This is a genomic window from Turicimonas muris, from assembly GCF_002221595.1.
In the GTDB taxonomy this organism is placed as follows: domain Bacteria; phylum Pseudomonadota; class Gammaproteobacteria; order Burkholderiales; family Burkholderiaceae_F; genus Turicimonas; species Turicimonas muris.
In genome coordinates this window covers 85,117-107,171 of the sequence record NZ_NHMP01000008.1, presented here as the reverse complement: position 1 = coordinate 107,171, position 22,055 = coordinate 85,117, and the positions used below count along the sequence as shown (strand labels likewise).

The window sequence follows — 22,055 nt, the reverse complement described above, 5'->3', positions numbered from 1 at the left end:
TTTGCTATCTGCTTCTTTCAGCCTGTACATCACTGCACACACCTTGCAGATTCGCTAGCTCTTCCCACTAGCGGGCGAGCTCGGGACTTTCACCCTTTAGATTGCACTCATGCCGAGCACACAAAAAGAGGGACCGCCTTTCGGGCGGTCCCTCTAAATTTTGTGCTGTGTCTAAACCTAATCTTCTTTTTCCATCAGTTCTCTCTGGCGATTGAAAAATTCTTGAATCGTATTGATACCGCGTTTCTGAAGAATAGCGCTTCTTACCGCAGCTTCAACCAACACAGCTAAATTTCTGCCGCCCCCGACAGGAATAATCATGGTTCGAACCTGCTGCCCGAGAATTTCTGTATACAGTTCGGTTTCTGGCAGACGATCCATTAATTCCCCTTGCTCAAACTGTTTTAATTCAGCTACCAGATCAAGCTTCATCTTTCTTCTGACAGAAGTTTCACCGAAGATGGTTTTGACATCTAAAAGACCGATTCCGCGAACTTCTAATAAGTTGGCTAATAGGGCAGGGGCGGAACCTTCAATTTGATTAGGTCCTCTTTGAATAAAGTCCACAACATCGTCTGCAACGAGCCCGTGGCCTCGTGTGACTAGTTCCAAACCCAATTCGCTCTTGCCAATGCCGCTTTGTCCAGTCATCAGAACACCAATTCCGAACACATCCATGAACACCCCGTGCATAGAGCACGAAGGAGCGGCTAACCGCACCATGTTATGGCGGATATTTGTTAAGGTATCCTCAGCACACGCATCAGAAGTGAAGAAAGGAATGTTCTCTTCAATGACAGCTCGGACAAAATCTTCAGGGAGCTCTAAATCTTTACAGATCACGAAACCGAGACTATTGTTTTTTCTGAATTGCTGAACGATACCTAGTCTGTCCGGTACTGAAAGACCTTGCAGAAAGGCTACCTCTGGCGCCCCGATAATGTGAAGTCGCTCGGGATGGATGATGTTAAGAAACCCAACATACAAAGAAGGATAATGAGAGCTTTGAGCGTCTGAAAGAAAGTTTCTGCCGTTTTGATTCTTGCCGTAAAGCCATTGGAGCTTGAATTTTTTGCTGCAAAGCTTGATTAGTTCTTCATATGTAGCCATAGTGTGCGTTTGCTCCTATTTTTCTTTATCGTCCGAATGCTGAGCACACCACTGATTGATAACTTCGGCAAATTCAGCCACGGTGGATGCTTCCTTCAGTTTCTCTCTTTCTTGTTTGTCAGAGAAAATTTCTGAGATTTGAGCAAGGATTTGGAGATGCTCGTCCGTTTCCTCTTCGGGAACAAGCAGAAAAAAGAAGGCTTCAATTGGTTCAGACTCGGTATTGTTTTCGAGACGATCGTTCAATCGAATAAACAGAGCTCGAGGCTGATCCAGATCTTTCATTCTGCAGTGAGGTACGGCTAGTCCATAACCTAAATAAGTGGAACCTAAGCGTTCACGTGCATTTAAACCGTCAAAAATTGCTTTTTTATCCAGGTGGTAGAGCAGGCTTAAAGTCTGGGCACCTAACTCAAGAATTCTTTTTTTACTTGAGGCAGAAATACCCAGAAGAATATTATCGGGTTTTAAAAGGGCACAAAGTTTAATCATTTTATGGACTCATCATGGTCGAACTTTATTCTAATTCATTAGCATCGTTTTCTTAGCGATGCAGGGGGCAAACCGAGAGCTTCTCTATATTTCGCAACGGTTCTGCGGGCCACTGTAAAACCTTTCTGCTCTAGGAGCTGTGAGAGTTTGGCATCAGACAAGGGCTTGGCTGGGTTTTCCCCGAGAATTATCTTTTTTAGCTCCGCTTTAATAGCCGAAGCCGAAACTTCTTCATCAGATTTTCCCGCGGCAAAGTGAGATGAAGAAAAAAAGTATTTCAGTTCAAAAGTTCCGCGGGAACAAATTAAATATTTCCCTGTTGTAATACGGGAGACGGTTGATTCATGAATTCCTAACTCATCAGCGATTTCTCGAAGCACCAAAGGTTTGAGTTTTTCCGGGCCGGTTTCAAAGAAATCTCTCTGTCGATTAACAATGAGTTCGGAAACGTTTAGCAATGTGGTTTGTCTCTGCTCAACGCTTTTAATAAATTGACGGGCTTCTTCTAAACGCCCTTGCCAAATTTTGGTATCTCTTTCAGTTTGCGTGCTGGAAAAGGCATCTGCATACATTCGGTTCAGGGAAATTTTTGGAGCATTTCGAATTAGTTTCGGTTTCCACTTCCCTTTGACTTTTTCTACTTTGATTTCGGGGAGAACAAAATTGATCTCAGGGTTGGAAAAACGAGAAGTAGGCCGAGGGTCAAGATGCGAAATCACATACAAAGCTTCTTCGAGCTCCTGTTCATTGCAGTCTAAGGTCTTCTTCAACTTTTCTACCTGACGTCTTGCGACCTGCTCAAGATAACTTTCAATGATGCGAAGAGCTAAGTCAGCTGTGCTTTTTTCAATCTCTTTGCGAAGCAGAAGAGTGTTGATTTGAAGAGAAAGTACTTCTAGGCAATCTCTTGCTCCGATACCGGCAGGATCAAAGGTTTGAAGAAGATGCAGAGAACTTTTCCAATCTTCGAGTGAAAAATTGTTCTCTGCCGGAAAAGAGTCTTTGATTTCTTCAATGCTTTCTGTCAGCAGCCCCCGGGAATCTAAGGCGCCGATAATCCATTGAACTCTCAGACTTTCCTCAAGACTGATTTTTAAGCAGGACAGCTGTTCCAGCAGATAGGAGGTCAGAGACTGAGGAGCCTCTTCCCAATCCCAATCTTCCTCTTCAACCTCGGTCCGAAACCCAGACTCCCATAACAGCTCTCCTTTGTCTTCTCTTTCTGCTTCTTGTTCCTCAGAGGAACTTTCTTCTGCAGTAAGAAAAGGATTTTCTTGGAGCTGAGTGGAAATCTCCTGGATAAGTTCCTGCGTAGGCAGCTGAAGAATCTTTAAAGCCTGCTGTAACTGGGGAGTTAGAGCAAGTTTTTGAGTTTGCTTTAAAGATAGACCGATCAGCATGATTTACATACGGAAGTTCTTGCCTAAGTACGCTTTGCGGACCAATTCGTTTTCGATAATGGCTTCAGGTTTGCCGGAGGCTAAGACAGTACCGTCGCTGATAATGTAAGCGTGATCACAGATGCCCAAAGTTTCGCGGACGTTATGGTCAGTGATGAGAACGCCGATGCCTCTTTCTTTGAGGAAGTGAACGATTCTCTGAATTTCAATAACGGCAATTGGGTCAACGCCGGCAAAAGGTTCGTCCAGCAGAATAAAGCGAGGCCTTGCGGCCAAGGCACGGGCAATTTCCGTTCTTCTTCTCTCACCTCCGGACACGGTGGAAGCAATACTCTTGCGAATGTTAACAATCTGGAGTTCATTGAGAAGCTTTTCTAATTCTTCCTTAATTTCCTTAGAACTCAGCTTGGAGCCATCCGGATTGACTTGAAGTTCCAAAATAGCCTGGATGTTTTCTTCCACGGTTAGTGAACGGAATACGCTGTTTTCCTGAGGGAGATATGTCACCCCGAGTCTGGATCTCTTATAAATCGGCAAATGTTGAATAGACTTGCCGTTTAAGAGGATTGAACCGCCGTTTGTAGAGACAAGACCGACAATCATGTAGAAGGTGGTGGTTTTACCTGCACCGTTCGGACCCAATAGCCCTACGACTTCACCGCTTTTTACGCTGATGGAGACGTCTTTAACAACGGTGCGGTTGCCGTAAATCTTTTTTAAATTGACAGCTTCTAAGACACTGCGGGTGCCGTCATCTTTACGTTCTTCCGTCATTGAGTAACTCTCGTGTTACGTTCAAGTTCAACGCCTTTGGAGCGAGCAGGGCTGGCAGAAGAGTCTCTCGGAGCAATGACCGTGCTTACACGGCCGGCAGAACCGCGGGACTTGTCGCCGGTAATATCAGCGGTGGAGTTTGTCATGTTGTAGACAATGCGGACACCGCGGCTCCGATCTTTGAGTACTCCGTTTTCTGTTCTGAAGACTTCGGCGTTGTTGGTGAGAATCAACTGGTTAGATTTTTCGTTATAAGTAAGCTTATCTCCCTCTCCGTGCATCCATTCTTCTACGCCGGGCGTCTGCTGATCACGTCTTTGTTTAAAACGGACCAGTTTCCCTTTTTCCGGAGTCATAACCGCATGACGAAACCCCTGAGGGTCAATGGACAAGACAAGCTTAGCACCATGAATCTCTAAAGTACCTTGGTGAACTGCCACGTTGCCCGTGTAAATAGCCACTTGTCTAACGTCGTCTCCATCGAACTTGTCAGAGAATATCTGTACGGGTTTGTCAGAGTCTCCCGATTCTGCAAAAGAAATCATCGGGAGCATTAGAGTTAGGGCTACGGCAAAACTAATACGCTGGAAGTTCATTTTAGTGGCTTTATATAGTTGTCCAATTCTCGTAAATCCTGTCTATTGTAATTTCTTTTTAGGAAATTGGTATGAAAGACTTTTTCTCGATTTGTGGCCCGAGAAACGAATGAGCGGAATTACTGAGCGTTTTTCGATGCCTGACTTTCGTTCTTATTCAAGCCGGATTGAATGGAGCGGGGCATAAATTCACTTTGAACCCTTGAACGCAATTTGAAAGTGCGCTCAACATTGTCAAAGTCCATCCCAATACCTTTGGAGATATCGCTCCCTCTTGTCAGCGTGACCGGCTTGTCAGAAGAGTAAACATCTTCATCCGGGTAGGCGTCAAGCTGGCTTGTTTCTAGGCGGCTCGCGGGCTTGTCGCCATGTGCTTGCTGACGGATATCAACATTGTTATAGAAATGAAGTGTTTCTCCGCCGGAGACCATTTCACCGGAATCAGAACGGGCCGTTACCTGGGGCTCGTTTGGGTTAAGGGAGTAGTACTCAGGAAATTCAGCTGTGGCATGGCCGTCCGAATAGTGATCTATTCGTTTAGCAAATACTTTATATGAGGCTCCCCCGGATTTATCAAATTTGGTCACTGTAATATCGTGAGCAATAAAGTCAGGAGAATTTAGATCGGAGAGATGGCCTTGGCCTTCCATTTCTGCTTTAACGGAATACCAATAGCTCATGCCTACCAAGGTAAGCAGGAGTGCAACAGCGATGATGGAAGTAAGACGATCTCTCATTAACTAGATTTCAATCCCAAAGCGTTTTTGAACAACGGAAGCAAATTTATCTTGTGAGTTTAGAATAAATTCGGCTAATTCGCGAACTGCCCCTCTGCCGCCCGGATATGTGGAGACCCAAGCAGCTTTAGATAATGCTATTGGTGCGGCATCACATGGAGCACATGCTAACCCGACTAACGGGAACAAGCAGAGGTCCGGAATATCGTCTCCCATGTAAGCAACATTCTGCGGCTCAACATTGGCTTGTATGCAAATGTTGGTAAAACCGACCCGTTTGTCTTTTTCGCCCTGCATGACGAGCTTGATGCCGAGCTCTCTTGCCCTTTCTTCGACGATATCGGAAGTGCGGCCGGTACAAATAGCCACCGCAATGCCGGCGTCTTGAAGAAATTTAATTCCCAATCCGTCACGTACAAAGAAAGACTTAAAAAGCTCTCCGTCTCCGCTGATATTGATGCAGCCGTCGCTCAGGACACCGTCGACATCAAGAATAACTAGCTTAATCTGTTTAGCAATTTCTTGAATTTCCATTAGATCACCTTTGCCGTCATGAGATCGTGAATATGAAGGGCACCGATAAGTTTGTTGTCTTTATCTACCACCAGAAGCTGATTGCGCAAAGTTGTTTCAAGGACTTTGGCGGCTTCCATTGCCAAAGCATCTGCGGTTGTTGTTGACGGATGCTTCGTCATCACGGAGGCGATAGAGATTGGACGGATATCGCCGACTTTTTCAATGAGTCTTCTTAAGTCGCCTTCAGTGAAAATTCCGACGACTTCATTGGCTTCATTGGTGATGGCAGTCATGCCAATCTTCTTGCGCGTAATTTCTTTCACGGCATCGAGGACGGAGGCACTGTCTTTAACAACAGGGAGATCGTCTCCCGTTCTCATGACATCCTTGACATGTGTGAGTAAGCGGCGTCCCAAAGCTCCGCCCGGATGAGATCTTGCAAAATCTTCCGGTCCGAAACCTTTAGCGTCTAAGCAGGCAACGGCTAAGGCATCACCGAGTGCTAAGGTTACGGTGGTGGAAGAGGTAGGTGCCAAATTCAGAGGGCAGGCTTCACGTTCAACATGAATATTCAGGTTAACCGTTGCATGATTGGCTAACGGATTTGAATCGGAACCGGTAATAGCGATAATTGGTGTGCCCTCTCGAACAATCGTCGGAACAATCGCCAAAAGTTCGGAACTCGAACCGGAGTACGAAATAGCAATGACGACGTCTTCTTTGGTGATCATTCCCAAGTCGCCGTGGGCGGCTTCAGCGGCATGAACAAAAAATGCCGGTGTACCGGTGGAGGCTAAAGTCGCAGCTATCTTGCGGGCAATATGGCCGCTCTTGCCGACCCCGCTGACAACGACGCGCCCCTTACAGGCTAAGAGGATTTGAACAGCCTTAATGAAGTTTTCATTGAGAGTGTCGGAGAGGTGGCAGATGGCTTGAGCTTCAGCTTGAAGAACTGCTTTGCCGAGTTCGAAGATCCCTTTTGTTGAAGAGGTTCCGTTCATTTTTGTTTCGCAAAAAATAGGTTAAGGATGAATTATAGTCGGGAGGAAAAGAAGTCTCCTTAGGAGCCTCTTAACTTAGTAAAAAAAGTTGAAAACTGAAGCCCGCTTTTTGCGCTTGCGCATAAACAAAAAGCCTGTCAAAACTGTGTCCCGGCGCCGTGTCAAAAGACAATTAATGATTGAGAATTTTTGCTAAGAAAGCCTGTGCTCTCTCGCTTCGTGGAGTAGAGAAGAACTCTTCTTTCGGAGCTTCTTCAACAATTTCGCCTGCGTCCATGAAAACGACTTTATCTGCAACCTTACGTGCAAAGCCCATTTCATGAGTAACTACCATCATGGTCATGCCTTCTTTAGCCAGCTCAACCATAACATCCAGCACTTCGTTAATCATTTCCGGGTCGAGAGCGGAAGTCGGTTCGTCAAAGAGCATGCAGATCGGATCCATTGCTAGAGCTCGAGCGATTGCGACGCGCTGCTGCTGACCGCCGGACAGCTGCATTGGAAATTTATGGGCGTGCTTGGCGAGACCGACTCGATCAAGCAGTTTTAAACCTCTTTCAATGGCTTCATCGCGAGTTCTTTTCAGGACCTTCATTTGCGCAAGAGTAAGGTTGTCGCAAATGGTCAAATGAGGAAAGAGTTCGAAATGCTGAAAAACCATGCCGACGTGAGAGCGCAGTTTAGGCAGATCGACACTAGGAGCACCGACATCGACCCCATTTACGAAAATGCTTCCGCTTTGGAACGGCTCAAGGGCGTTGACGGTCTTAATCAGGGTGGATTTTCCGGAGCCGGAAGGCCCGCAGATAACGACAACTTCGCCTTTTTCGACCGATGTGGAGCAATTGCGGAGAACTTGAAAGTCTCCGTACCACTTGCTGACATTTTTTATCTCGATCATAGGCATAGTCGCATTTCCCGTCTAATTTAAATCTAGGTCTAAAGTATACATTTTGACTATCAATGAAGGCTAAAATCCAAAAGCTAAATTTTGGAGAACTTATGGCAGACAATTCAAACAAAAAAGACAATCAAGTTCCGTCACTTCCTGATTGCGATGTAACTTTCAGAGTGATGCCGATGCCTCCTGATACCAATCAGTATGGCGATGTTTTCGGCGGCTGGATTATGAGCCAGGTAGACTTGGCAGGAGCTTCCGTTGCAGCCCGCAGAGCACGCTGCAGATGCACCACCGTTGCAGTAACCAACTTCGTTTTCAAAGAGCCGGTATGGGTCGGTGACGTTGTCTCTTTCTACGGAAGAATCCTGAAAGTAGGCCGAACCTCTGTCACCGTTGACGTAGAGGTTTTTGCAGAAAGACTTCACAAAGACAATCATAAGATTGTGAAAGTGACCGAAGCTCAGCTGGTATACGTTGCTATCGGACCGGATGGCAGACCGCAACCGGTTGACAGACCTGACGAAGAAAATACTGCTGTTCCGAACAGAGACATTCTTCCTCATGTTCGTCAGCAGGTGCCTGACAAGAATTAATGAGCTGAAAATAGATCAACTAATTAGGTCGTGGTCTCGCTGGAGAACACGACCCAAATTCTTCTTACTTCTACGGCTTAATCAAAATTTGGTTTTCTTTTTTCCATAAATGCGTTAAAGGCTTCTTTCATTTCTGCGCCGTCAACTAATTGGTCAAAAGTTTCTTGTTCAAGCTCTTTTTGTTCCTTTGTTCCCGACAAGTACGCTGCCTTCAAAAGACGTTTGGTAGCATTCAGCGCTTTAGGAGGAAGATTACCTAAGCGGGTTGCAGCCAGGAAAGTCTGAGGGAGAACTTTGTCGTCTTCGAGGACATGATTGATAATGCCCATGGCAATGGCCTCGGAAGGACTGATAGGTTCAGAAAGAAGAATCTTCTGTGCTGCAAGTTTGTATCCGGCGCTCTTAACCGCGAGAAGGCTGATGCCGTACAACGGTGTTTTGCCAAGAGCAATATTCGGCAGGGAAAATAAGGCGTGTTCTCCGCAGAACACTAAATCACAGTGATAAAGAAGCGCGACGCCTTCAGCGACGGCAGGACCTGTCACAGCAGCTAGTATCGGCTTTTCGACATAGTCCAATGCATCGATCACTTTCTGGAAGGCTTTTAGGATTTCTTGAGGCTTGTTGAGCATCTCATCAATGTCTAAACCGGCGCAGAACACATTGGTTTCACCTGAAATGACAATCGATCGAACGGCATTGTCTTCATTGCATTCCAAGAGCTGCTTTTTTAATTCATTGCACATCTCGATATCGAGAGTGTTTCTTTTGGCCGGACGCTGGATAGAGAGCCGAGCGGTCTTATCTTCAATTGTAGTAACAACAGGCATTTTTTTTTAACTCCACAATATTCTTTTTATTCTGAAGATGTTTTAAAGGATGTAGTCTGAAAACTCACCATTATGGTCTTAACTATCGGGAAGTGCGTGACGAAAGTATACGAGATACTTTATTTTTGGCTTGGGTTATCCTCTATTCAAAAAAAATTTCCTGGTGGTAATCTCGAATAATGATGAAAAGAATTATTCGATATATCCCAGCGATCTTATTGCTTCTGGCTCTTTCTTTTGTGCCTGCCCACGCAGAAAAAGAGCCGGAAGCAGTTGTCTCCATTGGTTTGCTGGACTCTTTTAATCCGGAAGTTGAACGGGAATTGATTCTGCCGACAATGGAATATCTTAAGCAGAAGTTCCCTCAGATTCGCTGGAGTTTGGTTCATCTCAATACATTGAAACCTGTGGCTTCCGTTGAACAGTCAAAAGCAGATTTCGTTTTCTCTTCGGCAGGAACCTTTCAAGAGCTTCACCAAGTTTTAGGCTACAACCACGTGGTTACTTCAAAAAGCGTGTTCTCAGATAATCCTTCCGAATCCGTCGGCAGCGTTTTTATTGCCCGGAAATCCCGCGAAGATCTAAAAGATATTCCGTCGCTGAAAGGGAAAGTAGCTGTCGCTTCTCAGCCTAATTCATTTGACGGATGGCTGATTGGCACCCACGAGATTGCCAAAGAGGGATACGATCCGGATAAGTTTTTCTCGAAAGTTATCTTTTCTCATTTCCAGTTTCCGGATTCTTTGGCTATTCTTGCAGCAGGTAAAGCTGATGTTGGGGTCTTTTCCGCTTGTTTGCTAGAAAAGCTGGAAAAGGAAGGTTTGGTCAGCACGGAAGATTTCAAAATCATTTCTCCTAAAGACAAGGAGTCTTTGAAGTGTTCACATTCAACGGAACTTTACCCCGGAATTGTTTTGTCTACGGGAGAAAATACAGATCCGAAACTTGTTTGGGAAGTGACTTCGGCTCTTCTTTCCATGCCGAGCATTAATAACAGCGAGTGGACCATCAGCCAGAAGTTCTCTAAGGTCAACCAGCTGTATCAAGATCTCAAGATTGGGCCTTATTCCTATCTCAAGGAGCAGTCCCTTTCCGCCCTTTGGCAGCGATTCAAGAATGTCATTTTGATAATTGCCGGTATTGTTCTTATCTTAATTGTCAATGAGATTTATTTGCGTTCTGCCGTGGCTTGGAGGACTCGACAGCTCAAGTCAGCTCTCAAAGAAAAAATTAGAGCTGAAAGAGATGCAAGAGAAAAAGGAAAACAGCTGGCTCAAATGGAAAAATTCGGCGTAATTTCTCAAATGTCAGGAATGTTGGCTCATGAGCTCCAGCAGCCGTTGTTGGCAATCGGTAATTTCACAAGCGGCCTGAAGATGTATATGAATAAACAGGAAAGGCTCGACAAGGTAAGCTCGGAGGCTATACAGCACATTGAGAAGAATACGAAGCGAATAGCCGATATTGTCGGCCGAGTTCGATCCTACGCTAAAAACAAAAGAGGACAGTTTGAATTGGTAGATTTGGCTGAAATTGCCAAGAGGGCGTTGACTAGCGCGAAGGGTTCGGCATTTGCTGATATTCCAATCCGGCTGAAGGTTCCTGCCAAGGCTGAAGTATACGGCCAGCCTCTTGAGCTGGAGCTAATTATGGTCAACTTGCTGAAAAACGCTTGCTCTGAGGTGAAAAAAGTCAAAGATCCGCAGATTGTTTTGTCCATTGAAGATGAAGGGAAGTGCTGGAGGGTGAGCGTTAGAGACAACGGACCGAAACTTTCCCCACAAGAATTTCTTAGACTCAGGCAGATGGGCGACAGCGTGAAAGATGACGGATTGGGAATTGGATTATCGTTGGTTCGAGGCCTATGCGATTCTCATGGCGCCTCTTTGAGTTTCAGTCAAATAGAACCGCAGGGAATTTGCGCTGCGTTTGTAATAGAAAAAAGGAGTGATGATGGAGCCGATCGTAAGAATAATTGATGATGACGAAGAGGCACGAGAATCCACTGCCTTTCTTCTGACAATGGCCGGATGGTGTACGCAGACTTATGAGAGCGCCCAGAGTTTTTTAGATAACGATGATGTTTCGGTACCGGGCTGTATTTTGCTGGATATACGGATGCCCGGAATGACGGGAATGGAACTTCAGTTAAAGCTGAGCGAAGATCACGTAGAGCTTCCGATTATCTTTTTGTCCGGCCACGGAGATATGTCGATGGCGATTCATGCCTTCCGCATAGGAGCTGCAGATTTCTTGGAGAAGAATGTCACATCCGAGGAACTACAGGCAGCCGTGAAGAAGGCTGTAACTGCATCAATGAAGAACTTTTCGTCTAATTGCGAGAAGAAAAAACTCCTTGAACTTTATGAAAGCCTCACGCCGAGGGAAAAGCAAGTCTGTGTCGGGGTGGCTCAAGGAAAACTCAACAAGGTAATTGCTTACGAATTGGATATCGCGGAAAGAACCGTGAAGATGCACAGAAGCCATTTGTTGGAAAAATTAGAGGTCAAAAGCCCGGTGGAACTGGCATTCTTGTTGAAGAGCATAGGAGTGTTGGATGCTGAATAGGCGAAGATTTACTCATTTGGCTTTGGTTTTGCCGACTGTTCTGGCCTCTCCCGCAGTATTAGCCAAAAGACCAAAGAAAACCAATAGCGTCATCGTGATCGGGGGAGGAGCTGCCGGGCTTGCAGCTGCGATCTCGGCAAAAGAACATGGCGCTGCAGCAGTAACAGTTCTCGAAAAGGCCTGTTTTCTCGGAGGACATACGGCTTTTGCCGGCGGTTCCGTTAACTTTGTTGATCCGGAAAGACAGAAGAAAATGGGTATCAATGACTCAGAGGAGTTATGGCAAAAGCAAATCATTGAAACCGGAGGTGGGATCAATGATGTTGAACTGGTTAGAACACTAGTTTCTTCCGCAACGGGGACTGGGAAATGGTTGGAAGACATGGGAGTTAAGTGGCTTCCGATGGTGTATGAAGCCTGGTCAGGGAAGTTCCCTCGAGCTCATCAAATTGCCGGGAAAAGATGCGGGATGGAATACATTCGCTGCCTCGCTAAGAGAGCAAAGCAGTTGGGTGTGCAGATCATCTTGAATGCCGAAGTTATTTCTCTTGATTGTCAAAAGAAAGGCGGCTGCACTGTAACCTACAAGAAAAATGGTCGCTCGCTTCCTCTAATGTCCGATGCAGTTGTTCTGGCTACCGGCGGTTTCTCTGCGAACCAAAATATGAGAATGCTTTATGACCGGCGCCTTGATGAAACGGTAGGAACCACGCTTAGTGCTTTTAATTTTACCTATGACGGCTCCACGGGTGAGGGCATCCAGATGGCTCAAGCTCTCGGCGCAGAAGTCTGGGATATGGAGTATATGCAGCTGATTCCGCTGAACGGAGGGCGCCTGCTTGACTATTCTGGCGGCGAAATTTTTGTTGATTCTTCGGGTAAAAGATTTATTGATGAAGCAAGTGAGGTTAGATATATTGCCGACGCGTTCTTAAAGCTTCCGGATAAGACGATGTGGGTCATCACCGATTCGACAACTCGCAAAAATTCATCTTTTGAACAAAAACTGATGACTGGGGTCGTGCAGGAAGCTGATTCCGTCCGAGAAATGGCTAAAGCCATGAATGTGCCTGCCTCCGTGCTGCAGGCTACTTTGGGCGAGTATAACGAGAGCATTCCCAAAGCCAGTGCGGGTGCAGAGAAGAATATTGTTAAACAGCCTCTGTTGACTCCGCCTTTCTACTTCGGAAAGGAAAGATTTGATTTGCATTTTTGTTGCGGCGGCCTGGCTATTAACAGCAAAGGGCAAGTTCTTCGAACCGATGGTCAGCCGGTGCCTAGACTGTATGCTGCCGGCGAGTGCACGGGCGGTATTCACGGGAAAGACAGACTCGGAGGAGACTCATTAATCAGCTGTTTTGTTTTTGGAAGAATTTCCGGAGCATCGGCTGCAAATACCAAAATCTAGTATGCACTTTGGTGCATATGCACTAACGGACATTTTGAGAAAAAGGCCCGATCTTTAAGCTTCTACTTAACAAAGAAACCCAAATTAACCCAATAGGAGCTTAAAGATGAAGAAAACATTAGTTGCATTATTCGTAACAGGTTACGTTGGAATCGCATTTGCCGATCAAGTCGTTGATACCGATATCGTTGTCGTCGGTGCCGGCGGTGCAGGTTTCTCTGCAGCCGTTGCAGCAGCCGAAGCAGGTGCAAAAAACATCGTTTTGTTGGAAAAGAATCCGGTTGTCGGCGGTCATACCGTAATTTCCGGCGGTTCCGTTAATGCTGTTGACACCAAGCGTCAAAAGGCCATGGGCATTGAAGACAGCGCTGATAAGATGGCTGCTCAAACATTGAAGGCCGGTGACTACCGTGCTGACCCAGCTTTGGTTAAGACTTTAGCTGATAACTCCGAAGCAGCAATTAACTGGATGGAAGGTCTTGGTGTTCAATGGAATCCTCGCGTATTCGAAGCTTGGGGCGGTTTGTTCGCCAGATCTCACAACTCCGGAGATAAGAATGCCGGGCATGATTACATCCGCGTTTTGAATAAAGCAGCTAAAGCTCACGGCGTACAGATTAAAACCAACACAAAGGCTGTTGAACTTCTTCGCAAAGACGACCAATCTCCGGTTACAGGCGTAGTCGCTCAGGCTAAGAACGGCGAAAAAATTACATACAACGCTAAGGCAGTTGTCCTCGCAACCGGCGGCTTTACAGCTAATGTTCCGATGCGTATGCGTTATGACCGTCGTCTCGACGCCAGCTTCAAGACAACAGCTAATCCGACAGGTAAAGGATTTGACGGTTCTACCGGTGATGGTATCAACATGGCTACTAAGGTTGGAGCTGATACAGACGGTATGAACTACATCCAGCTTATCCCATTTGTCGGCGGCCGCGTTATTGATTATGTGGGAGGGGACATCTTCGTTGATCCTCAAGGCAAACGCTTTGTAAACGAAGGCGGCCGCCGAGACGCAATTGCTGATGCAGTTCTTGCTCTTCCGGGACGCACTATGTGGGTTATTACCGACGACCAGTCTCTCAAAGGCGCCTCTTTGGAAACCAAACTGAAGAAAGGCATCGTATTTAAGGCCGACACCGTCGAAGAAATGGCCAAGAAGATGAATGTTGATCCGAAGGTTCTCCAACAGACACTCGATCGTTACAACGAATTTGCTGCTAAGAAAGAAGATCCGGACTTCGGTAAGACAACATTTACTCAGTTGATTAACAAACCTCCGTATTATTTCGGAACCGAAACTCAGGACGTTCACTTCAGCTGCGGCGGTTTGAGAATTACTCCTCAGGCACAAGTTGTTGACGTTAACGGCAAGGTTATCCCGGGGCTTTATGCAGCTGGCGAAACTACCGGCGGTATCCACGGTACAAACCGTGCAGGCGGAAATGCCCTTATCGATAACTTTGTATTCGGAAGAATCGCCGGCCAACAGGCAGCGGCAACTGCAGCTAAGTAAGGTGGTACTATGAAGTTCAGACTATTAATCCTCTGTCTGTCATCCTTTCTGGTCTTGGCTTTGAATGCCAATGCAGCCGGGATAGCCGACAGTCACATGAAGAAGAGTATCCCCTGCACGTCTTGCCATAAGACAATGAAGGGCGGAGACGATGTCGAAAGGACTGATTGTTTGAAATGCCACAATGAGGAACAGCTCAAGGTCGCAGGTGAAAAAATCAAGCCTAAATTTGACAACCTTAACCCTCATAAGCCGCATTTCGAAGATTTGGCTTGTACAGAGTGTCACAAAGGTCATGCCGAACAGGTTAACTTCTGCGCATCCTGTCACGGCAACCGTTAATCTCTAAATAGTTCTCCTTGGTTACGAGACACCTTCGAGTGTCTCGTTTTCTTAGAAGTTTTAATCGGCAGCCTCTTCAGGCAATTCAAGGGAGAAAAGGTTAATGTGCGGATCTGTCTCATCTTCAGTTTGACTGTATCCGCGTTTTTGCATCATCTTGGACATGCCCCCGTTATCTTTGAGAACGTAGCCCACCAGTTCAGTCAGGCCTCTTGAAAGAGCTTCTTCTTCCAAAGCAGCCATCAAAAACTTAGACAGTCCCTTTCTTTGGTAGTTGTCTGCGATAGAAATGCCGAATTCTGCAGATTTACCGTTGGGAAGCAGCGAGAAGGTAGCTTCACCTACAACGGCAGGCCGTGTCTTGGAAGGTTCAGTCAGAATAATTGTGTAGGAGCGGTCAGGATCATTGGTCAAAGCTCTGGCAGCAATTTCTTCCGGCGTTGTACTTAGTCCATGGAAGCGCAGGCGCATGGAGCTCTCCGAAAGATTCGTGATGTAGTTGGTGAATCCTTCAATATCTGCTGGCTGGGCTTGTCTGAGGAGCAATTCTCCGAAGTCTCCTGAAATTTTCTTCGCCGGCTTGGAAAGCACCGTCGGAAATACTAAATGTTCCGCTTTAGCAGAAGGTCTCAGCGGTTTGTCCCAAATAGCGGCATGGGCATCTAAAACAATGGCGGAGTCCGGGCCTACAAGAAGAGGATCAATTTCAATGGACTTCAGAGCCGGGATGGAAACAGCAGCCTGAGAAAGACGCAGAAGGGCAGTGCAGAGCAATTCTTTGTTGACTTCAGGGAAGCCCTTGTAGGCTGAAAGCAGTTTACTGATTGAAGGAGCTTCCAAGAGCTGGAGGGCATCTGACTTGGAGATAGGAGCGAAGTTGAATTCTTCTTTGAATCCTAAATCCCCGTATAAGCCGCCTACTCCGATGTAAACAACGGGACCAAACTGTTTGGTGTTTCTCATTCCGACTTTCAGTTCTCTGGCGTAGGCATCGCTGAGGGTTCTCTGGATGGTGACGGCGAAATCTTCTTCGGGAATGTGGTTTTCTCCGGCTTTAGTCTGAAGTGCCTTATAGGCGTTTCTTAGTTCTTTTTCGTTGCGGATTCCGAGGATTACTCCGCCGATGTCGCTCTTAGAAAGAATTCCGTCACTGCGGATCTTCAAGGCAACCGGAAAGCCGAGAGCTTTCGAGGCCTCAATAGTTTCGCCTAAAGAGCCGGCATATAACGAAGCGGTTGTTTCAAAGCCGATACTGGCTAGGAGACGCTTAGCTTCTTCGTCATAAAGAATATTTCGATCTTCTTTTTTAGCTTGCTGGATAATCTTTCTGGCGCCGGCAAAGTTTCTATCCGACAGAGACTGCGGTGGCACGGATAATGCGCTCTGGCTTTTTCTAAAGTTAAAGAATTTTTCTGTCAGCGAAACGGATAGGCAGGCATTCTTTATTCCTTCCAGAGCAAGAATGCCGTTGGTCAGCAAGTACTTGATGGCCGGCTCAATTTCGTGAGATCCTAGCCATGCAGTGATAACTGGCTTGGATGCTTGTTTAATGATGGGCGCAATGGCTTTAGCAATCTCTACCGGTGAAATTAAGGGATTGGAAACAAAAGCCAAGAGAACGCCGGAGCAGTTTTCTTGCTTTAAAGAAAAATCCAAAATCTGAGAAATGATCTTCGGTGAGGCATCTACACCGACATTAATTGGGTTTGCAAACGGGAAAAGTACTTTAAATTTCGTGCTGATAACTTCCGCAGCTTCGGGAGGAATGACTGCCGGCACGATTCCGTAGGCGCCCATTGTATCGGCAACCAACGTATCCAGTCCTTTACTGTTGACGATGCTGTATAGGGCGCCGTCAAAGAATGCTTTTCTTAAAGAGAACGCCTGGATTGCATAAGACAAGTCATAGATGGAGTCTAGGAGGAGGGCTCCGGAGCGTTTTAAGGCTTTTTCGATTACATCGTGATGATCTTGCGGACGGCCGTTGTTGTTAATGACGATGTCGCCCGAGAGTGAGGATTTCCCGCCTTTAAGCAGAATGACCGGTTTATTTTTCGCTGCCAGACGAATGGCCGAGAGCATTCTTCTCGGATCTTTAAAGTTTTCAACGTAAAGAACAATGCACTGTGTCTGATTATCTTGAGCTAATAAGTCAATGTAGTCGGCTGTCGTTAATGAATACTCCAGCCCTGGATCGATAACGTAAGAGAAGCCGCCTTTACAGCTGGAGGCAATGTTAATGATCGTGTGCACGAGTCCGGGAGATTGACTGATAAGGCCGATATTGCCTGCCATCGGCATGTGAGGAAGGAAGGAGACGTTTAGTGCGGCAGGAGGGTATAGGTAGCCTAGGGACTGAGGCCCTACGATGTACATTCCGGCCTTTTTACACTCGTCAAGTTTGTTATAAAAATCTTCCGTGAGTTCTGTTTTCGGGAAGCCTCCACAAAGAAGTACGGCTTTGACTTTTTCCTCTAAAGCGGCGGTAAGGATTTTGACGTAATGCTCCGGAGGACAAACAATGACGACTAAGTCCAGGCTCTGCTTAACGGCACTTAGCGTGGGATAGCATTTATAAGATCCTAGAGTTTTGTATTTCGGGTTGATCGCAAATAAGTTGGCAGCTCCGTGCCCTGCAGTCAGATGCTCCCACATCGTTGTCCCAAGGCTTCCGGCTTTCTCACTGGCTCCCACAACAGCGATGCTTTTAGGATTGAATAGAACGTTCAAATAATGCCTAAAGTCCATTTTGTTTGCCTTTCAAACTTCCACCTTGGGAAGTTTAAACGAGCGGAGGAGAAGATTTGAACAATATGATGCTGACAGCCAAGATAGAGGAACATCTTTCAAATATCTGGTTTGAAATGAGTAAGATTCCAAAAGCAATATCAGAATAAGTGGTAAAAATGAAAAAAGACGAAGAGAAGTATTGGAAAAAGCCCGACGGCTCCTTAGTGTCTTGTACTGAAAAAGTAAAAGTTTTGAATGAGAATTTTGACGAGATCAAGCATCTTCTCCAGGATGCTATCGATGATGCCGTCTTAATGGGTTGTTCTGAAGAAAATGTTAAAAAGATTTATCTGGACCTGCTTAACTCCACAAAAGCAGCTTATCCAGAGATCAAATAGGTGAAGATTATGACGAAATACCTCAACTGTTTGAAAGCCGTTGCGTTGGCTTTTGTATTCGGGCTGCTTGCAGCGTGTGCCCATCCCGATTCAGTGAATTTGGGAACTTCCTATGATTCCGTAATGGACAAGCTCGGAGCTCCGGATTCAAGAACAGTTCTGCCGGACGGGACTCTTCGATTGGTTTACTCTCTGCAGCCAATGGGTCAGCAGTCCTACGTCATGATTTTTAATAAAGAAGGGCATTTAATTTTCAAAGAGAATCTTCTTCAGCAGAAGTACTTCAATGAAATCAAACCCAAGATAATGAACGAGCAGGATATCTACAACATGTTCGGACATCCTTGCGAAAAGTGGACTTACGCACTATCGGGCGAACATACCTACATGTACCGCTTTCAAGATGGCGGTATGGACTGGGCTTTATGGGTTGACTTCGACAATAAGACAAATGAAGTTCTCAGATACGTCATCAGCATTGATCCTTGGACCCAAAGAGACGGGGATGACGATAAAAATATCTAAGTTTGGATATTATTGCGCCTCTTCTTTTTTCCTAAGCAATTAAATGTCTGTACCTCAACGGCACAAATTCGGTTTTAAGGCATGGCTGCCCACTATTGGGCTGGCCTTTGCTGCTTTTGTATTCAATACTTCGGAATTCCTCCCGGTCGGCCTTCTCCCTAATATCGCAGAAAGCCTTCATGAGACGACATCTCAAACCGGCTTAATTATTACTGTCTATGCCTGGGTAGTAGCTTTGATGTCGCTTCCTCTGACGGTGATGACGGCAAAGTTAGAAAGACGAAAGCTGTTATTGGCACTGCTCCTTCTCTTTGCAGGAAGTCACTTCATTGTTTTGTGGGCTGATACGTTCGTGAAACTGATGGGCGCGCGAATTTGCGTTGCGTTCACACATTCCATTTTCTGGTCCATTATGACGCCGTTAGCGGCGAGAACAGCGCCGTTCGGCAAACAATCTTTGGGACTGGCGGCGGTCATGGGCGGAAGTATCGTTGCTACAGTTCTTGGTGTGCCTATCGGTACGAGATTAGGACAAGAAGTGGGCTGGCAAGGCGCTTTCTTTATTGTCGGTATTGCTGCTCTTATCGTTTTAGTACTTATCTATTTCGTGCTTCCGATTTGTCAGAGTGATAGAGCCGGATCTCTGAAGAGCCTGCCGGTTCTCTTTAGACGTCCTCCGATTGTCCAGCTGTATCTTCTGACCGTTACCGTCGTTTTAGGACAGTTTACGGCTTATTCCTTTATTGCTCCGATTCTGATGAATATCGGTGGCGTGAGTGAATCAACCACTGTTGTGGCGTTGTTTGTTTATGGTATTTCGGGAATTTTAGGAACGGTAATCGGCTCTAAATTTGTCGATAAACATACCTCATGGGCTCTTGTCATTCCTCTTTTCATTGTGACGTGCTCTTTAGCCTCCATTACGATGCTTGCCCCTCACTGGAACGCTTTCTTGGTCATGGCCGTTTTCTGGGGTGCAAGTACCACTGCCGTTATTCTGGCATTTCAAACGATTCTGCTGCGTTATGCGAAGGATGCTGCAGACGTTGCCACAGCGCTTTTCAGCGGAATCTTTAATATTGGAATCGGAGGAGGTGCCTTCTTGGGAAGTCATCTTTCGGTTGCATTCGGCTTTTCTTCGCTCGGGTATGCCGGAGCGGCGTTGGTCGGTATTTGTCTGCTCGGCTGCCTTATTTTGTGGATCACAAAGGGAAACGCAATCCTCGGCGCACAAGAAAAGGTGTAGCTATTAGATGTCTTAACTAAACAAAAACGCGGCCGAAGCCGCGTTTTGTGCAGAAGCTAATCAGAAATTAATCGTGCTTGTGTTCGTTGCGAAGACGAATATGAAGTTCTCTGAGCTGCTTTTCATCAACCGGAGAAGGAGCTTGTGTGAGCAAGCACTGCGCACGCTGTGTCTTCGGGAAGGCGATGACGTCGCGGATGGAGTCTGCACCGGTCATCATGGTAACGATACGGTCGAGACCGAAAGCGATACCGCCGTGCGGAGGAGCACCGAACTGGAGAGCGTCAAGCAGGAAGCCGAACTTCTGTCTGGCTTCTTCCGGACCAATCTTCAATGCATTGAAGACTTTGCTCTGGACGTCTGCCTTGTGGATACGGATAGAACCGCCGCCGATTTCCCAGCCGTTAAGAACCATATCGTAGGCTTTGGCTAAGCAATGTTCAGGATCGGTAACCAATTCGTCTTCATGGCCGTCTTTCGGGCTTGTGAACGGATGGTGGCAAGCAACCCAACGATCTTCTTCTTCATCGAATTCGAACATCGGGAAGTCGATGACCCAAAGAGGTTTCCAGCCTTCTTCGAACAAACCGTGAGATTTACCGAAGTCGCTGTGACCGATCTTCAGGCGCAGAGCACCGAGAGAGTCGAAGACGATCTTCTTACGGTCAGCACCGAAGAAAATAACGTCGCCGTCTTCAGCACCGGTTCTGTTGAGAATCTCAGTAAGAACTTCATCGCTCAAGTTCTTGACGATCGGGCTCTGGAGACCGTCTCTGCCCTTGGCTTTTTCGTTGACCTTAATGTAGGCCAAGCCTTTGGCGCCGTAAATCTTGACAAAGTCTGTGTAGGAGTCGATTTCGCTGCGCGGCATCTGAGCACCTTGCGGAACTCTCAAAGCCATGACACGGCCGTCAGACAATTCTGTAGCGGATTTGAATACCTTGAAGTCAACGTTGGTCATCAAGTCTGTGAGCTCTGTGAGCTGGAGCTTGACTCTCAAGTCAGGTTTGTCGGAACCGTACTTGTTCATGGCGTCTGCATAAACCATGATCGGGAACGGATCAACTAAGTCAACATTAATGGTTTCTTTGAATACGTGACGAACCAAATTTTCCATAATGTCGCGGATTTCCTGCTCGTTAAGGAAGCTGGTTTCGATATCAACCTGTGTGAATTCAGGCTGTCTGTCGGCACGTAAATCTTCGTCACGGAAGCACTTAACGATTTGATAGTATCTGTCAAAGCCTGCGCACATCAGCATCTGCTTGAAGAGCTGAGGAGACTGTGGCAAAGCGTAGAAGTGGCCGTCGTGAACACGAGATGGAACCAAGTAGTCGCGGGCACCTTCCGGTGTGCTCTTTGTCAGCATCGGAGTTTCGATGTCGATGAATCCGAGTTCGTCCAAATGACGGCGGAAAGCCATGGCTGCTTTGTAGCGCAGTTTCATGTTGCGCTGCATTGGAAGACGTCTCAAGTCCAAAACACGGTAGGTTAAACGAGTTGTTTCGGAGAGGTTTTCGTCGTCTAAAAGGAACGGAGGTGTGGCTGAAGGATTCAAAATCTTCATTTCTTGAGCAAGCACTTCAACGCCGCCGGAAATCAGATTGTCATTACGAGTGCCTTCAGGACGCGGTCTGACAAGACCTTTCACTTCAATAACATATTCATTACGGACTTTGTCAGCCGTTTCAAACACGTCGGGACGGTCCGGATCACAAACCACCTGAACAAGACCTTCTCTGTCGCGAAGGTCGATAAAGATAACACCGCCGTGGTCGCGGCGACGATGGGCCCAACCGTACAGGGTTACGGTTTTACCGATGAACTTGTCATCAATAAGGCCTGCATATTCTGTGCGCATGAAGTACTCCGCAAAAATTAGACCCCTATTAAGGAGTCTTTATAGTGTCAATCCGACATATTCTAAATTAACTGATAGTTAAGTTCCAAATTCGGCTCAGGTTATTTTTCGGGAGCACTTCTTAGGAATAACTACTTGCTTTCAGAGGATTTGTTTTCGTTTGCATGTGAAGCGGGAAGAGCGGCGGAAGAGCCTCCCTTGAAATCAGTCGCATACCAACCTTTGCCCTTCAGTTCGAATCCGGGAGCAGAGAGCTGCTTGACCAATGTTTCTTTCCCGCAATGCGGACAATGAGTCAGCGGATCGTCAGACATTTTTTGCAGTGCGTCTTTTGTATATCCGCAGTTAGAACACTTGTAAGCGTAAATTGGCATTTCAAAAAAATGATTAAGTCTCAAAGGGAAAGCATTATAGTTTTTTGAAAGCACTGCTATTGAAAACCTCAGAATGTTTTGAGCAAAAAGAAAAGCCGCATCGTCTGCGGCTCTTCTTCAAAATGAGAGTTAAC

At 46.3% G+C, this 22,055-nt stretch carries 22 protein-coding genes; 9 read left to right on the top strand and 13 right to left on the bottom strand.

The annotated features are described in order from the left end of the window. Window positions 1-177: 177 nt before the first annotated feature. The 9 genes from hprK to ADH67_RS10975 form a co-directional block, all read right to left on the bottom strand. Window positions 178-1,110 carry an HPr(Ser) kinase/phosphatase gene (gene hprK, locus ADH67_RS11015; protein WP_066594187.1) on the bottom strand — a complete coding sequence of 311 codons (933 nt, stop codon included), beginning with the start codon at window positions 1,108-1,110 and terminating at the stop codon, window positions 178-180. A 15-nt stretch (window positions 1,111-1,125) separates the two neighbouring features. Continuing rightward, window positions 1,126-1,602: a PTS sugar transporter subunit IIA gene (locus tag ADH67_RS11010; protein ID WP_066594186.1), complete on the bottom strand. Its 477-nt coding sequence runs from the start codon at window positions 1,600-1,602 to the stop codon at window positions 1,126-1,128. A 38-nt stretch (window positions 1,603-1,640) separates the two neighbouring features. Beyond that, window positions 1,641-3,002 carry an RNA polymerase factor sigma-54 gene (gene rpoN, locus ADH67_RS11005; RefSeq protein ID WP_066594184.1) on the bottom strand — a complete coding sequence of 454 codons (1,362 nt, stop codon included), beginning with the start codon at window positions 3,000-3,002 and terminating at the stop codon, window positions 1,641-1,643. Between the two features lie 3 nt (window positions 3,003-3,005). After that, window positions 3,006-3,776, bottom strand: coding sequence for an LPS export ABC transporter ATP-binding protein (gene lptB / locus ADH67_RS11000; RefSeq protein WP_066594182.1), 771 nt, complete (start codon window positions 3,774-3,776; stop codon window positions 3,006-3,008). Continuing rightward, window positions 3,773-4,372: a lipopolysaccharide transport periplasmic protein LptA gene (gene lptA, locus ADH67_RS10995; RefSeq protein WP_066594180.1), complete on the bottom strand. Its 600-nt coding sequence runs from the start codon at window positions 4,370-4,372 to the stop codon at window positions 3,773-3,775. The genes lptB and lptA overlap by 4 nt, the downstream gene beginning before the upstream one ends. Before the next feature lie 119 nt (window positions 4,373-4,491). Then, on the bottom strand, window positions 4,492-5,109 hold the full coding sequence (lptC, locus tag ADH67_RS10990; protein WP_066594178.1) for an LPS export ABC transporter periplasmic protein LptC: 618 nt from the start codon (window positions 5,107-5,109) through the stop codon (window positions 4,492-4,494). 3 nt (window positions 5,110-5,112) lie between these two features. Continuing rightward, a complete protein-coding gene (locus tag ADH67_RS10985; RefSeq protein ID WP_066594176.1) occupies window positions 5,113-5,643 on the bottom strand; it encodes a KdsC family phosphatase in 531 nt (176 codons plus the stop codon). Continuing rightward, the gene (locus ADH67_RS10980; protein ID WP_066594175.1) at window positions 5,643-6,626 is read right to left on the bottom strand and encodes a KpsF/GutQ family sugar-phosphate isomerase; all 984 of its coding nucleotides are present in this window, start codon (window positions 6,624-6,626) and stop codon (window positions 5,643-5,645) included. Before ADH67_RS10980 ends, ADH67_RS10985 begins: the two co-directional genes overlap by 1 nt. Before the next feature lie 172 nt (window positions 6,627-6,798). Further along, window positions 6,799-7,527 carry an amino acid ABC transporter ATP-binding protein gene (locus ADH67_RS10975; RefSeq protein WP_066595933.1) on the bottom strand — a complete coding sequence of 243 codons (729 nt, stop codon included), beginning with the start codon at window positions 7,525-7,527 and terminating at the stop codon, window positions 6,799-6,801. A gap of 101 nt (window positions 7,528-7,628) precedes the next feature. On the opposite strand from ADH67_RS10975, the gene ADH67_RS10970 reads away from it, so the two are divergent. Next, window positions 7,629-8,120 carry an acyl-CoA thioesterase gene (locus tag ADH67_RS10970; RefSeq protein WP_066594173.1) on the top strand — a complete coding sequence of 164 codons (492 nt, stop codon included), beginning with the start codon at window positions 7,629-7,631 and terminating at the stop codon, window positions 8,118-8,120. Window positions 8,121-8,197: 77 nt separating this feature from the next. Here ADH67_RS10970 and ADH67_RS10965 read toward each other — a convergent pair whose 3' ends face one another. Next, the gene (locus tag ADH67_RS10965; RefSeq protein WP_066594171.1) at window positions 8,198-8,950 is read right to left on the bottom strand and encodes an enoyl-CoA hydratase-related protein; all 753 of its coding nucleotides are present in this window, start codon (window positions 8,948-8,950) and stop codon (window positions 8,198-8,200) included. Window positions 8,951-9,129: 179 nt separating this feature from the next. Here ADH67_RS10965 and ADH67_RS10960 point away from each other — a divergent pair, with 179 nt between their 5' ends. From ADH67_RS10960 to ADH67_RS10940, 5 genes are all read left to right on the top strand, one after another. Next, window positions 9,130-10,929, top strand: coding sequence for a sensor histidine kinase (locus tag ADH67_RS10960; protein ID WP_066594170.1), 1,800 nt, complete (start codon window positions 9,130-9,132; stop codon window positions 10,927-10,929). Next, on the top strand, window positions 10,904-11,518 hold the full coding sequence (locus ADH67_RS10955; RefSeq protein WP_236578565.1) for a response regulator transcription factor: 615 nt from the start codon (window positions 10,904-10,906) through the stop codon (window positions 11,516-11,518). The genes ADH67_RS10960 and ADH67_RS10955 overlap by 26 nt, the downstream gene beginning before the upstream one ends. Next, window positions 11,508-12,926, top strand: coding sequence for an FAD-dependent oxidoreductase (locus tag ADH67_RS10950; RefSeq protein ID WP_066594166.1), 1,419 nt, complete (start codon window positions 11,508-11,510; stop codon window positions 12,924-12,926). Before ADH67_RS10955 ends, ADH67_RS10950 begins: the two co-directional genes overlap by 11 nt. A gap of 106 nt (window positions 12,927-13,032) precedes the next feature. Then, on the top strand, window positions 13,033-14,445 hold the full coding sequence (locus tag ADH67_RS10945; protein ID WP_066594165.1) for an FAD-dependent oxidoreductase: 1,413 nt from the start codon (window positions 13,033-13,035) through the stop codon (window positions 14,443-14,445). A 9-nt stretch (window positions 14,446-14,454) separates the two neighbouring features. Then, on the top strand, window positions 14,455-14,787 hold the full coding sequence (locus tag ADH67_RS10940; protein ID WP_084081526.1) for a cytochrome c3 family protein: 333 nt from the start codon (window positions 14,455-14,457) through the stop codon (window positions 14,785-14,787). A gap of 60 nt (window positions 14,788-14,847) precedes the next feature. On the opposite strand, the gene ADH67_RS10935 is transcribed toward ADH67_RS10940, so the two are convergent. After that, the gene (locus tag ADH67_RS10935; RefSeq protein WP_066594161.1) at window positions 14,848-17,535 is read right to left on the bottom strand and encodes a bifunctional acetate--CoA ligase family protein/GNAT family N-acetyltransferase; all 2,688 of its coding nucleotides are present in this window, start codon (window positions 17,533-17,535) and stop codon (window positions 14,848-14,850) included. Between the two features lie 158 nt (window positions 17,536-17,693). Between ADH67_RS10935 and ADH67_RS10930 the strand changes: the two genes are divergently transcribed. From ADH67_RS10930 to ADH67_RS10920, 3 genes are read left to right on the top strand one after another with little or no spacing between them, the layout of a single operon-like run. After that, window positions 17,694-17,915, top strand: coding sequence for a hypothetical protein (locus ADH67_RS10930; RefSeq protein ID WP_066594159.1), 222 nt, complete (start codon window positions 17,694-17,696; stop codon window positions 17,913-17,915). A gap of 9 nt (window positions 17,916-17,924) precedes the next feature. After that, window positions 17,925-18,440: a hypothetical protein gene (locus ADH67_RS10925; protein WP_066595930.1), complete on the top strand. Its 516-nt coding sequence runs from the start codon at window positions 17,925-17,927 to the stop codon at window positions 18,438-18,440. 43 nt (window positions 18,441-18,483) lie between these two features. After that, window positions 18,484-19,686 carry a sugar transporter gene (locus ADH67_RS10920; protein WP_066594157.1) on the top strand — a complete coding sequence of 401 codons (1,203 nt, stop codon included), beginning with the start codon at window positions 18,484-18,486 and terminating at the stop codon, window positions 19,684-19,686. Window positions 19,687-19,753: 67 nt separating this feature from the next. Here the strand turns inward: ADH67_RS10920 and aspS are convergent, their stop codons facing one another. Next, entirely contained in the window at window positions 19,754-21,547 is a 1,794-nt protein-coding gene (gene aspS / locus ADH67_RS10915) for an aspartate--tRNA ligase (protein ID WP_066594155.1), read from the bottom strand. Window positions 21,548-21,678: 131 nt separating this feature from the next. Beyond that, window positions 21,679-21,921 carry an FmdB family zinc ribbon protein gene (locus tag ADH67_RS10910; RefSeq protein ID WP_066595928.1) on the bottom strand — a complete coding sequence of 81 codons (243 nt, stop codon included), beginning with the start codon at window positions 21,919-21,921 and terminating at the stop codon, window positions 21,679-21,681. Window positions 21,922-22,055 lie beyond the last annotated feature (134 nt).

Bases quoted from the DNA above. Each gene is read 5' to 3' on its own strand.
- hprK (WP_066594187.1), bottom strand. From the start codon at position 1,110: ATGGCTACATATGAAGAACTAATCAAGCTTTGCAGCAAAAAATTCAAG.
- ADH67_RS11010 (WP_066594186.1), bottom strand. From the start codon at position 1,602: ATGATTAAACTTTGTGCCCTTTTAAAACCCGATAATATTCTTCTGGGT.
- rpoN (WP_066594184.1), bottom strand. From the start codon at position 3,002: ATGCTGATCGGTCTATCTTTAAAGCAAACTCAAAAACTTGCTCTAACT.
- lptB (WP_066594182.1), bottom strand. From the start codon at position 3,776: ATGACGGAAGAACGTAAAGATGACGGCACCCGCAGTGTCTTAGAAGCT.
- lptA (WP_066594180.1), bottom strand. From the start codon at position 4,372: ATGAACTTCCAGCGTATTAGTTTTGCCGTAGCCCTAACTCTAATGCTC.
- lptC (WP_066594178.1), bottom strand. From the start codon at position 5,109: ATGAGAGATCGTCTTACTTCCATCATCGCTGTTGCACTCCTGCTTACC.
- ADH67_RS10985 (WP_066594176.1), bottom strand. From the start codon at position 5,643: ATGGAAATTCAAGAAATTGCTAAACAGATTAAGCTAGTTATTCTTGAT.
- ADH67_RS10980 (WP_066594175.1), bottom strand. From the start codon at position 6,626: ATGAACGGAACCTCTTCAACAAAAGGGATCTTCGAACTCGGCAAAGCA.
- ADH67_RS10975 (WP_066595933.1), bottom strand. From the start codon at position 7,527: ATGATCGAGATAAAAAATGTCAGCAAGTGGTACGGAGACTTTCAAGTT.
- ADH67_RS10970 (WP_066594173.1), top strand. From the start codon at position 7,629: ATGGCAGACAATTCAAACAAAAAAGACAATCAAGTTCCGTCACTTCCT.
- ADH67_RS10965 (WP_066594171.1), bottom strand. From the start codon at position 8,950: ATGCCTGTTGTTACTACAATTGAAGATAAGACCGCTCGGCTCTCTATC.
- ADH67_RS10960 (WP_066594170.1), top strand. From the start codon at position 9,130: ATGATGAAAAGAATTATTCGATATATCCCAGCGATCTTATTGCTTCTG.
- ADH67_RS10955 (WP_236578565.1), top strand. From the start codon at position 10,904: ATGGAGCCGATCGTAAGAATAATTGATGATGACGAAGAGGCACGAGAA.
- ADH67_RS10950 (WP_066594166.1), top strand. From the start codon at position 11,508: ATGCTGAATAGGCGAAGATTTACTCATTTGGCTTTGGTTTTGCCGACT.
- ADH67_RS10945 (WP_066594165.1), top strand. From the start codon at position 13,033: ATGAAGAAAACATTAGTTGCATTATTCGTAACAGGTTACGTTGGAATC.
- ADH67_RS10940 (WP_084081526.1), top strand. From the start codon at position 14,455: ATGAAGTTCAGACTATTAATCCTCTGTCTGTCATCCTTTCTGGTCTTG.
- ADH67_RS10935 (WP_066594161.1), bottom strand. From the start codon at position 17,535: ATGGACTTTAGGCATTATTTGAACGTTCTATTCAATCCTAAAAGCATC.
- ADH67_RS10930 (WP_066594159.1), top strand. From the start codon at position 17,694: ATGAAAAAAGACGAAGAGAAGTATTGGAAAAAGCCCGACGGCTCCTTA.
- ADH67_RS10925 (WP_066595930.1), top strand. From the start codon at position 17,925: ATGACGAAATACCTCAACTGTTTGAAAGCCGTTGCGTTGGCTTTTGTA.
- ADH67_RS10920 (WP_066594157.1), top strand. From the start codon at position 18,484: ATGTCTGTACCTCAACGGCACAAATTCGGTTTTAAGGCATGGCTGCCC.
- aspS (WP_066594155.1), bottom strand. From the start codon at position 21,547: ATGCGCACAGAATATGCAGGCCTTATTGATGACAAGTTCATCGGTAAA.
- ADH67_RS10910 (WP_066595928.1), bottom strand. From the start codon at position 21,921: ATGCCAATTTACGCTTACAAGTGTTCTAACTGCGGATATACAAAAGAC.